The following is an 11,177-nucleotide window of genomic DNA, read 5'->3' as shown; positions in this document are numbered from 1 at the left end:
CCCAACGGCTACCACAACATGACCGGCTCCTTCTGGGACCGCGTGAGCAAGGTCGAAACCCGTCAGGACCACGGCCGCACCTGGCATCAGGTGCAACTGATCGACAACCTGCCGGCCGTGCACATCAACGAGTTCATCATCGACGAGCAGGGCTTTGTCGGCTGGATCAAGGAAATCCAGGAAGACCGTCTGCTGATCCTCGACCTGCACCAGGAACCGCTGCTGCATCAGGAGGCCTGGGGCCTGAAGCCGCGCGACATCTATCAGAGTCTGGCCCTGTATGCGTTGCTTGACCCGGACATTCATCTGGTCAACCTGTCTGGCGCCGCCGGTTCCGGTAAGACCATTCTGGCGCTGGCCGCTGCGATCGAGCAGACCATGGTCAGCAAGCGTTACCGCCGCATCATCGCCACCCGCAGCGTGCAGGGCCTGGACCAGGAAATCGGTTTCCTGCCCGGCACCGAAGCGGAGAAAATGGAGCCTTGGCTGGGCGCCATCACCGACAACCTCGAAGCCTTGCACATGGATGACGAAAACACCCATGGCAGCGTCGACTACATCCTCAGCAAAGTGCCGTTGCAGTTCAAATCGCTCAACTACATTCGCGGTCGCAGCTTCCAGCAGAGCCTGATCCTGATCGACGAATGCCAGAACCTCACGCCGCACCAGATGAAAACCATCATCACCCGTGCCGGCGCCGGTTCCAAAGTGGTGTGCCTGGGCAACCTGGCGCAGATCGACACCCCATACCTGTCCGCGACCAGCTCCGGGCTGACCTACCTGACCGAACGCTTCAAGGATTTCCCCAACGGTGTGCACATCACGCTGCAAGGGGTGCCTCGCTCGATCCTGGCCGAATACGCCGAATCGCATCTGTAACCCTTCCCACAAGACCGGGCGGCCCTTAAAGCCGCCCGGTTTTTTTTATGGATGAATGCATATCTCCTGTGGGAGCGAGCCTGCTCGCGAATGCGGTGTATCAGTCAACATCTATAGTGAATCTGAATCCGCTTTCGCGAGCAGGCTCGCTCCCACAGGGGGCAACGGTGATTTCATAATCAGTGATGCGGATATCTGACCCACAGGTTTACAATCCACGCTCCTGATCAGGAGTAATCCCGTGCTGACTCATCTCGATTCCCAAGGTCGCGCCAACATGGTCGACGTCACTGAAAAAGCCGTGACGTTCCGTGAAGCGACCGCTCAAGCGCTGGTGCGCATGCTCCCTGAAACCCTGCAGATGATCGTCAGCGGCGGCCACCCCAAGGGCGATGTGTTCGCCGTGGCGCGCATTGCCGGGATTCAGGCGGCGAAGAAAACCAGCGATCTGATTCCCCTGTGCCATCCGCTGATGCTGACTGGCGTCAAAGTCGAACTCAGCGCCGAGGGTGAGGACAGCGTGCGTATCGTCGCGCGCTGCAAGTTGTCCGGGCAGACCGGCGTCGAGATGGAAGCGCTGACCGCCGCCAGCGTCGCCGCCCTGACCATTTACGACATGTGCAAAGCCGTCGACCGTGGCATGACCATCGAAAGCGTGCGGCTGCTGGAGAAAGTCGGCGGCAAGAGCGGCCACTTCCAGGCGGAGCAGCCATGAAACTGACCGTGAAGTTTTTTGCCCGCTACCGTGAAGCGCTGGGCGTGGATTCGGTTGCGGTTGAAGGCGATTTCGCTACCGTCGATGACGTTCGCGCACTGTTGGCGCAACGTGATGGCGCCGAAGTGCTGAGCGAGCAGAACCTGATGTGCGCACGTAACGAAGACCTCTGCCAGCTCGACGAGCCGGTGGTCGATGGCGACGAAGTGGCGTTTTTCCCCACCGTGACCGGAGGCTGAGCATGGCGATTCGCGTGCAGGCCACGCCGTTCGATCCGGGCGCTGAAGTCAATGCGATGCACGCGGCCAACGTCGGCGTTGGCGCGGTGGTGAGCTTTGTCGGTTACGTGCGCGACTTCAACGACGGTCTCGACGTGGCCGGGATGTTCCTCGAGCATTATCCGGGCATGACCGAAAAAGCCCTCGGCAAGATCGCTGTCGAAGCTGAGCAGCGCTGGCCGCTGTTGAAACTGGAAGTGCTGCATCGCATTGGCGCGCTGGAGCCGGGCGAGCCGATCGTCTTCGTCGGCGCCGCCAGCGCCCATCGCCAGGCCGCGTTCGATGCCTGCGCCTTCGTCATGGACTACCTGAAAACCCGCGCGCCGTTCTGGAAGAAAGAAAATACCAGCGATGGACCACGTTGGGTCGAAGGGCGGGACAGTGATCATGCCGCCGCCGATCGCTGGAAGAAGTAATTCCTGTAGCGCCCCTCAGTACGCCTTCGCGAGCAAGCTCGCTCCCACATTGGATCTATGTCGTTCACAAATCCAATGTGGAGCGAGCTTGCTCGCGAAGGGGCCATCTGTAACGGCAAAAACCTCGCAGACACTCTCTTCTCGCGGATTGACGGTTTGTACCTATAAGTCCAGTATGGATTTCAAAGTACAATAATAGCTTCTGTCTTGCAGCTATCAGCTTGCCGCTTGTAGCTGCTCTTCTTCGCCAAACCAACAACAACCCGCGAGAGAACGAACATGAAGAAACTCCCCCTCATCACCGGCCTTGCCTTCAGCTTGCTGGCCTGTGCCAGCACCTTTGCCGCCGAGAAAACCTTGCGCATCGGCATCGAAGCGGCTTACCCACCGTTCGCTTCGAAAACCGACAAAGGTGAAATCGTCGGTTTCGACTACGACATCGGCAACGCCCTGTGTGCGCAGATGAAGGTCAAGTGCGTTTGGGTTGAAGGTGAGTTCGACGGGCTGATTCCTTCGCTGAAAGTGAAGAAGATCGACATGGCGCTGTCGTCGATGACCATCAATGAAGATCGCAAGAAGTCGGTGGATTTCAGCCACAAGTACTACTTCACTTCTTCGCGTCTGGTGATGAAGGAAGGCGCGACGGTGGATGATCAGTACGCCAGCCTCAAAGGCAAGAACGTCGGCGTGCAGCGCGCGACCACCACTGATCGTTACGCCACCGAGGTGTTCGAACCCAAGGGCATCAACGTCAAGCGCTACGGCAACAACGAAGAGATCTACATGGACCTGGCGGCGGGGCGCCTTGATGCGATTTTTGCCGACACCATTCCGCTCAATGACTTCCTGTCGATGCCGCGCGGCAAGGGTTACGCGTTTGTCGGGCCGGAGCTGAAGGATCCGAAGTACGTCGGCGAGGGCGCGGGGATTGCCGTGCGCAAGGGCAACGGTGAACTGGTCAGCCAGTTGAACAGCGCCATCGACGGGATTCGCGCGAATGGCGAGTACCAGAAGATTTCCGAGAAGTATTTCAAGACCGATATCTACGGCGACTGACAGTCCGTTATCGCTGGCTTGCCAGCGATGTGGCCGGACGAGTCACCGCAGAATTCAGCCCTTCAATTCCTTCAAATGCTTGTACACCGTCGCCCGCCCCATGTTCAGCACATTGGCCACGTAGTTCGAGGCGCTCTTGCCCTTGAACGCCCCCTCGGCGTGCAGCGCCAGCACCAGTTCGCGTTTGTGGTCACGGGTCAGCAGATTCAGGCTCAACTGCCGCTCGCGCAACCAGGCGTGGAGGAAGGTGTTGATGCGCTCCTGCCAGTCATCACGGAACAGCGAGTCCGGCTGCGGAATCAGCTTGCTCGGTGACAGGAACAGGTCCAGCGCCGCCTTGGCGTTCTCGAACAGGGAAATATTCAAGTTGATGCACAGCACCGCCAGCGGACGGCTTTCGCTGTCACGCAGCACGGTACTCAGGCTGCGAATTTTCTGACCGTCCCAGTTGAGCTTTTCGTACGGGCCGATGTTCCTGTCGCTGACATCCTCGCTGAGCATGTCTTCCAGCGACGAGTCGTCGCCGATTTCGCGCTTGGACAGGTTGTTGGCGATGTAGTCGACCTTCTGCGTGCGCAGGTCGTGCAGCACCACCTCGGCGTGGGGGAAGAACAGCGTGGCGATGGCGTCGGCGATGGCGCGGAAGTTATCCAGCGCCGGATCGAATTCGGGGGCAGTCATGACAGTGGAGCTCCAGGCAGCGTCAGCGCCCCTTGTGCCGGGGCGCTGCGAGTGTGCCGCAATCTTTTCGACGAGTCGATGCGATCAAGCCAGTCGGGCCGGTGAGAGCATGGCGCTGTCCAGACCGAATTCATGCAGGTGCTCGGGAAACGGCTCGCCGCGCACCAGTGCCGCACTGGCTTGGCCCATCGCCGGCGACGTCTGGATGCCGTAACCGCCCTGCGCGGCGACCCAGAACAGCCCCGGAACTTGCGGATCGAAGCCGCTGAGCAGATCACCGTCGGCAACGAAACTGCGCAGACCGGCCCACGTACGGGTCGGGCGGCGGATGGTCAGCGTGGTGGCCTCTTCGATCTGATAGATGCCCATGGCGATGTCGAGTTCTTCCGGCTGCACGTCGTGCGGTTCGACTGGATCGGCGTTGGCCGGCGAGCCGAGAAACATGCCGGCGTCGGGCTTCATGTAGAAGGATTCGTCGAGGCTGACCAGCATCGGCCAGTGATGAGTGTCCACGCCTTCCGGGCCGGCAAAGATAAACGCAGCGCGGCGTTTCGGTTGCAGACCCAGCGGCTGCGCACCGGCCAGGCCAGCGATCTTGTCGGCCCAGGCACCGGCGGCGTTGATGAGCACCGGTGCGCTGAATGTCTCGCCGTTGGTCTGCACGATCCACAGGCCATCGGCATCGCGGCTCAAGCCGAGCACCTCGCAATCGGTGCGGACTTCGCCGTGATTGCGCCGAATGCCGCGCAGGTAGCCTTGATGCAGCGCGTCGGTGTCGATGTCGCAGGCCGATGGATCGTAGATCGCGCCGTGGACTTTTTCCCGGCGCAGGATCGGCAGGCGCGCGCAGGCTTCGTCGGCGCTGAGCAGTTGCATCTGCGGCACCGTGGCTTTGGCGCTGAGGTATTGGTTGTTCAGTTCGGCGGGATCACCGATGAAGTCGACGGTCATTTCGCCGCGCGGGGTCAGCAGTGGGTGCTCGCAAAAACCGCTCGGAGGACTGTCGAAAAATGCGCGGCTGGCCTGAGTCAGTGCGCGGACCTGTGCGGTGCCGTAGGCGGCGGTGTACAGCGCGGCGGAGCGACCGGTGGAGTGATAGCCGGGATGGGTTTCACGCTCGAGCACGATCACTTTGCCGTGCGTCGCCAGCCAGAACCCGGTAGAAGCGCCGGCAATCCCGCCGCCGATGATGATGAAATCTGCGTGGCTCATGTAGGTCTCCAGTGGGTACGCAATATCAAGGCGTTCGCTAGTCCCTCGTGGGAGGGAGCCTGCTCGCGAAAGCGGTGTATCAGTCGACATCTTCGGTGAATGTCAGACCGCATTCGCGAGCAGGCTCGCTCCCACAGGAGATTTTTGGCGTTAATGGGTTAAGTGATAAACCGCATTGGCGAGGGCGATGTCTTCCAGGCCCAAGCCGATTGAACGGAAGAACACGTGACGGCCGTAACCCGGGCGTTGCACTTTTTCGCTGAGCAAGTCGGCGAGGTCGCCAACAATCGAATCCTTGCTCCAGCCATGCTGTTCGGCGGCAATCAGCATCTCACCTGCCGAACCCGGCGTGGTCTGACGATAGTCGCAGAACACCTGCATGTCGTTGAGGCTTTGCGGCGGTACTTCATGGGCGCGCGGGGCGTTGGTGCTGATCGAGGTGATCAGCGCCGGTTTGTGCAGTTGCGCCGGATCGATCACCGGCCCGGCAGACGAGGTGCAGAGCATGATCACGTCAGCATCGGAGATGGCGGTCTCGCGGCTGTCGGCAATCTTCAGTGACGGCGCGATGGACTTCAACACAGTCTGTGTTTCCGCATCTTCCAGCAGCGATGGCGAATACAGGCTGATGCTCTGCCAGTCGCGCAGCGTCTTGGCATAATGCAGATGCGCCTGAGCTACCTTGCCGCTGCCGATGATTGCCAGTCGCTGGGCGTCCAACGGGGCGAGGGCGTCGACCGCCACTGCCGTGGTCGCGGCGGTGCGCACGGTGGTCAGTTCGCCGGCATCACAGAGCAGCAGCGGCTGGCCGGTTTTCATCGACATCAACAATGTCCATGCCGTCACCAGCGCACCCTGCTCACGGACGATGTACGGCGAAGTCTTCACTCCGTACACGCCATCCTCGGCCAGCACGCCCAGATAATTGATGAAGTCGCCGGCGCCCTGCGGGAACTCGACCAATTGCTGCGCCGGCTGCACGGCGTTACCGGCCGCCAGATCGCGGAACAGCTTGCGCAGGATTTGCGGAACATCGATACGCGCCAATAGCTCATGGGCCTGGGCTTGATCGATCACATAAGGCGTACTGGACATTTCGCGCTCCGAAACTAAACTTATTTTTCCATTATGGACTTTTAGTTCTGGCGAGCAACCATCGGGCATAAAAAAAGCGCAGTCCGTTTCCGGCTGCGCTTTCTCACATAGCGGAGCTTACTGCGGACGCTTGCGCTCAACCGCACGCAGCAGATGCGTCGGCGGGGTTTCGCAGCTGATCTTGCGACCAAGTTTTTCTTCGATCGACGGCAACTGGTAGGAATCGTCCTCGCCGGCAAAGCTGATCGACACACCGTCAGCGCCTGCGCGACCGGTACGGCCGATGCGGTGCACGTAGTCGTCCGGCACTTCCGGCAGGGTGAAGTTGATCACGTGGCTGATACCGTCGATGTGGATGCCGCGACCGGCGACATCGGTGGCGACCAGCACGCGAATCTTGCCTTCGCGGAAACCTTCAAGAGTCTTGATGCGCTTGTGCTGCGGTACGTCGCCGGACAGCTGCGCGGCGTTGATGCCGTCACGCACCAGGCGCTCTTCGATGCGGCGTACTTCGTCCTTGCGGTTGGCAAACACGATGACCCGCTCCCAACCGTTATCGTTGACCAGGTTGTAGAGCAGCTTGTATTTGTCGGCAGCGGCCACGGCGTAGATGTGCTGCTCGACGTTCTCGTTGGCGACGTTGGTGATTTCGATTTCGACGATGGCCGGATCGGTGGTCCATTGCTTGGCCAGATTCATCACGTCTTCGGTGAAGGTTGCGGAGAACAGCAAAGTCTGGCGTTCGGACTTTGGCGGGGTCTGGCGAATGATCTGCCGTACCTGCGGGATGAAACCCATGTCGAGCATGCGGTCGGCTTCGTCCAGCACCATCACTTCGACCATATCCAGATGCACGTCGCCGCGCTGGTTGAAGTCGAGCAGGCGGCCCGGCGTGGCGACGAGGATGTCGCAATGACGTGCTTCGAGGTGCTTGAGCTGTTTGTCGAAGTCCATGCCACCGACGAAGGTCATGACGTTGAGGCCGGTGTACTTGGTCAGGTCAGCGGCGTCCTTGGCGATCTGCACCACCAGCTCACGGGTCGGCGCGATGATCAGCGCGCGCGGTTCGCCCATGTAGCGCTCTTTCGGCGGCGGCGTCTGCAGCAACTGGGTGATGATCGAGATCAGGAACGCGGCGGTCTTGCCGGTGCCGGTCTGCGCGCGGCCAATGGCGTCTTTGCCGGCGAGGGTGAAACCCAGCACCTGCGCCTGGATCGGCGTGCAGTACGGAAAGCCCAGGTCCTGGATGGCGTGCATCAGTTCCGGAGCAAGCTTGAAATCGTGAAAGCGGGTTTTGCCTTCCTGCGGCTCGACGACGAAGTCTTCGAGTTTCCATGGAATGACCGGTGCCTTGGGCTTCGGTTCGCGACGTGGCCTGGCCGGTTTCGGCGCTTCGCTGGGTGCAGGCTCTACGGCAATTGGCGCTGGCGCAGCGGGTATTTCTTCTGGCTTCGGTGCGGCTGCGGGAGCGGGGCGGTCGGCCTGCGGGGCATCGGTGCGATGACCGGGGGCGTGCGACGGCGCACTGGGAACTGGCGCGAGCTGCTCAGCCTCGCTTTTACCGAACATCTTCTTGAGTGCTTTGAGCACGGTCATCTCATCAGTTGGTTAAGGAATGTACGCCGGCCAGTGTAATGCAAGAATCGGGCGCGGCGTAGTAGGAGGGATCAATGGGCGGACATTGCTCGCAAATCAGCGCAGGCGTTCGCTCAGCCAGACGCCGACGTCGCGAATCTCTTCAGGTAACACTTCGTGCTCCATTGGGTATTCCTGCCATGTCACGGTGACACCATGCTTCACCAAATGCTCATAGGCAGTGCGCCCCATCGAGTTCTGCACCACGCCATCGAACTGCCCGTGCAGACACAGCACCGGAATACGCTGCTGACTGGCGGATAACTCCAGTTCGTCGCTGAATGTCGGTGCGTACGTCGACAACGCCAGCACCCCGCCCAGCGGTCCCTGCCATTTCAGAAAAGCGGTGTGCAGCACCACTGCGCCGCCCTGGGAAAACCCGGCAAGAAAAATCCGCGAGGCGTCTATCCCGCTGGCGCGCTCGTTTTCGATCAGCTCGATGATGCGCTCTGCCGACGCCTCCAGTTCGTCGCGATCGATCGCCCGGGCCGGGCTCATGGCCTTGATGTCATACCAGCTGGGCATGGCATATCCGCCATTTATCGTCACTGGACGGGTCGGTGCCTGCGGCAGCACAAAGCGCGTGCTCAACAGACTTTCCTGCAACGCCTCGGCCACCGGCAGGAAGTCGTAACGGTCGGCGCCGAGGCCGTGCAGCCAGATCACGCAGGCGTCTGCGGGCTTAACAGGCTGAAGAATCAAGGGCTCGGTCATGTCTGCTCCAAAAATGTGCGGGCGCTCTCATTGAGTGCGTGATTGAAGTGCGCGCCCGGTTGATCCGTTAACAAGATGTCGCAAGGTTACAAGTTTAGCTATTGACGTGTCGCGCAATCACTTTCGCAAGCGGTGTGGTACGGCGTTTGCTATGGAGCTTTGCGTACGAAGCATCCGTTGCGCGGCGGTAACACTATCAGTGTCAGTCGCGTGATGGGATAGCAACGAATCCGGTGATGGATGTTCGCCAATGGCCGCAACGGGCTTAGCGAACGTGAAAGGGCTACAGCCCGTTCGGCCGATTGGTGAGAAGTGAGTGATCCATGATGTGGATTTTCTCCTACTAGACTCATAGCGAAGGTCTTACGTCGGTTGACCCCAAAAAAAGCCAACACGGGTCAACAACGCCTCAAAAGGGTGCGACAGGACTCAAGCTCCGACACAACAAGAGCAAAACTGGAGGTTTGAATGAAGATGTTGAAATCCACTCTGGCGGTCGTGACTGCTGCAGCAGTACTCGGCGTCAGCGGGTTCGCTCAGGCGGGTGCAACCCTGGATGCGGTACAGAAAAAAGGTTTCGTGCAGTGTGGCGTGAGCGACGGTCTGCCGGGCTTCTCGGTACCGGATGCGACCGGCAAGATTCTCGGCATCGATGCTGACGTCTGCCGCGCTGTGGCCGCAGCCGTTTTCGGCGACGCCAACAAGGTCAAGTTCAGCCAGTTGAACGCCAAGGAGCGCTTCACCGCGCTGCAATCCGGCGAGATCGACATCCTGTCGCGCAACACCACCATGACCAGTTCCCGTGACGCGGGCATGGGCCTGAAATTCCCGGGCTTCATCACCTACTACGACGGCATCGGCTTCCTGGTGAACAACAAGCTGGGCGTGAAAAGTGCCAAAGAGCTCGACGGCGCGACCATCTGCATCCAGGCCGGTACCACCACCGAACTGAACGTTTCCGACTACTTCCGTGGCAACGGTCTGAAATACACCCCGATCACCTTCGATACCTCCGATGAAAGCGCCAAGTCGCTGGAATCCGGTCGTTGCGACGTGCTGACCTCCGACAAGTCCCAGCTGTTCGCCCAGCGCAGCAAGCTGGCCTCGCCGAAGGACTACGTGGTGTTGCCGGAAACCATTTCCAAGGAACCACTGGGCCCGGTCGTACGTAACGGCGACGACGAGTGGCTGGCGATCGTGCGTTGGGTCGGCTACGCGCTGCTCAATGCCGAAGAAGCCGGCATCACTTCGAAGAACGTCGAAGCTGAAGCCAAGTCCACCAAGAACCCGGACGTAGCCCGTATGCTCGGCGCTGACGGCGAGTACGGCAAAGACCTGAAACTGCCGAAAGACTGGGTTGTGCAGATCGTCAAGCAAGTCGGCAACTACGGCGAAATCTTCGAGAAAAACCTCGGCAAGAGCACTCCGCTGGAAATCGACCGTGGCCTGAACGCCCTGTGGAACAACGGCGGCATTCAGTACGCACCACCAGTGCGCTAATGGTTCTATCGCCCGGCGGGCCAACCGCCGGGTGATGTTCTTGTTCCATTTCTTCCGGGGCACTTCATGCAAAATTCAATCGGCGCACCAAAGCAGAGGCTCAGCCTCAGCGATCCACGAGTGCGTGCGTGGCTATTCCAGATCATCACGGTTGTGGCGGTGGTCTCGCTTGGCTGGTACCTGTTCGACAATACGCAAACCAACCTTCAGCACCGGGGCATCACCTCCGGCTTCAGCTTTCTGGAGCGCAGTGCCGGATTCGGCATCGCTCAAACCCTGATCGACTACACCGAAGCGGACAGTTACGCGCGGGTGTTTGTCATCGGCCTGCTCAACACCTTGTTGGTGACCTTTATCGGCGTGATCCTGGCGACGATTTTAGGTTTCATCGTCGGTGTAGCGCGGCTGTCGCAGAACTGGATCATTGCCAAACTGGCGACGGTGTATGTGGAAGTATTCCGCAACATTCCGCCGCTGCTGCAGATCCTGTTCTGGTACTTCGCGGTGTTCCTGACCATGCCGGGGCCGCGCAACAGCCACAACTTCGGCGACACCTTCTTCGTCAGCAGCCGTGGCCTGAACATGCCGGCCGCACTCGCCGCTGACGGCTTCTGGGCGTTCGTGGTCAGCATCGTCCTGGCGATCGTCGGCATCGTGCTGATGTGCCGCTGGGCCAACAAGCGCTTCGAAGAAACCGGCGTACCGTTCCACAAGTTCTGGACCGGCCTGGCAATTGCGCTGGTGATCCCGACCCTGTGCGCGCTGATCTTCGGCGCTCCGCTGCACTGGGAAATGCCCGAGCTCAAGGGCTTCAACTTTGTCGGTGGCTGGGTGCTGATCCCGGAACTGCTGGCATTGACCCTGGCGCTCACCGTGTACACCGCAGCGTTCATCGCCGAGATCGTGCGTTCCGGGATCAAGTCGGTCAGCCACGGCCAGACCGAAGCGGCGCGTTCGCTTGGCCTGCGCAACGGCCCGACCCTGCGCAAAGTGATC

At 60.2% G+C, this 11,177-nt stretch carries 12 protein-coding genes; 7 read left to right on the top strand and 5 right to left on the bottom strand.

Annotation, left to right across the window (positions count from 1 at the left end; genetic code table 11):
- The 5 genes from OQK_RS06150 to OQK_RS06130 all read left to right on the top strand — a co-directional run.
- A partial coding sequence (locus tag OQK_RS06150) for a PhoH family protein (protein WP_016771592.1) occupies nt 1-879 on the top strand: 879 nt, incomplete at its 5' end.
- Nucleotides 880-1,120: 241 nt separating this feature from the next.
- Nucleotides 1,121-1,594 carry a cyclic pyranopterin monophosphate synthase MoaC gene (moaC, locus tag OQK_RS06145; protein ID WP_008080206.1) on the top strand — a complete coding sequence of 158 codons (474 nt, stop codon included), beginning with the start codon at nt 1,121-1,123 and terminating at the stop codon, nt 1,592-1,594.
- A complete protein-coding gene (locus tag OQK_RS06140) occupies nt 1,591-1,833 on the top strand; it encodes a MoaD/ThiS family protein (protein ID WP_016771591.1) in 243 nt (80 codons plus the stop codon). The genes moaC and OQK_RS06140 overlap by 4 nt, the downstream gene beginning before the upstream one ends.
- A gap of 2 nt (nt 1,834-1,835) precedes the next feature.
- On the top strand, nt 1,836-2,288 hold the full coding sequence (gene moaE / locus OQK_RS06135) for a molybdopterin synthase catalytic subunit MoaE (protein ID WP_016771590.1): 453 nt from the start codon (nt 1,836-1,838) through the stop codon (nt 2,286-2,288).
- Nucleotides 2,289-2,567: 279 nt separating this feature from the next.
- Entirely contained in the window at nt 2,568-3,344 is a 777-nt protein-coding gene (locus tag OQK_RS06130) for an ABC transporter substrate-binding protein (protein WP_016771589.1), read from the top strand.
- 54 nt (nt 3,345-3,398) lie between these two features.
- Here OQK_RS06130 and OQK_RS06125 read toward each other — a convergent pair whose 3' ends face one another.
- From OQK_RS06125 to OQK_RS06105, 5 genes are all read right to left on the bottom strand, one after another.
- Nucleotides 3,399-4,025: a helix-turn-helix transcriptional regulator gene (locus tag OQK_RS06125; RefSeq protein WP_016771588.1), complete on the bottom strand. Its 627-nt coding sequence runs from the start codon at nt 4,023-4,025 to the stop codon at nt 3,399-3,401.
- 84 nt (nt 4,026-4,109) lie between these two features.
- Nucleotides 4,110-5,237, bottom strand: coding sequence for an NAD(P)/FAD-dependent oxidoreductase (locus OQK_RS06120; protein WP_016771587.1), 1,128 nt, complete (start codon nt 5,235-5,237; stop codon nt 4,110-4,112).
- A gap of 150 nt (nt 5,238-5,387) precedes the next feature.
- Nucleotides 5,388-6,332, bottom strand: a complete 945-nt coding sequence (locus OQK_RS06115) for an ornithine cyclodeaminase family protein (protein WP_016771586.1) — start codon at nt 6,330-6,332, stop codon at nt 5,388-5,390.
- Nucleotides 6,333-6,449: 117 nt separating this feature from the next.
- Nucleotides 6,450-7,928 (bottom strand): ATP-dependent RNA helicase RhlB, encoded by a 1,479-nt coding sequence (gene rhlB / locus OQK_RS06110; protein ID WP_016771585.1) that lies wholly within the window; start codon nt 7,926-7,928, stop codon nt 6,450-6,452.
- 96 nt (nt 7,929-8,024) lie between these two features.
- Entirely contained in the window at nt 8,025-8,681 is a 657-nt protein-coding gene (locus OQK_RS06105) for an alpha/beta hydrolase (RefSeq protein WP_016771584.1), read from the bottom strand.
- A gap of 468 nt (nt 8,682-9,149) precedes the next feature.
- Between OQK_RS06105 and OQK_RS06100 the strand changes: the two genes are divergently transcribed.
- On the top strand, nt 9,150-10,181 hold the full coding sequence (locus OQK_RS06100; protein WP_016771583.1) for an amino acid ABC transporter substrate-binding protein: 1,032 nt from the start codon (nt 9,150-9,152) through the stop codon (nt 10,179-10,181).
- A gap of 66 nt (nt 10,182-10,247) precedes the next feature.
- The coding region (locus tag OQK_RS06095) for an amino acid ABC transporter permease (RefSeq protein ID WP_038860635.1) at nt 10,248-11,177 on the top strand (930 nt) is incomplete at its 3' end.

Origin of the sequence: Pseudomonas sp. R62 (genome assembly GCF_000257605.1) — a bacterium.
Classification (GTDB): domain Bacteria; phylum Pseudomonadota; class Gammaproteobacteria; order Pseudomonadales; family Pseudomonadaceae; genus Aquipseudomonas; species Aquipseudomonas atacamensis.
The sequence above is the reverse complement of the archived record's forward strand: the minus strand, read 5'-3'. Positions and strand labels throughout refer to the sequence as shown.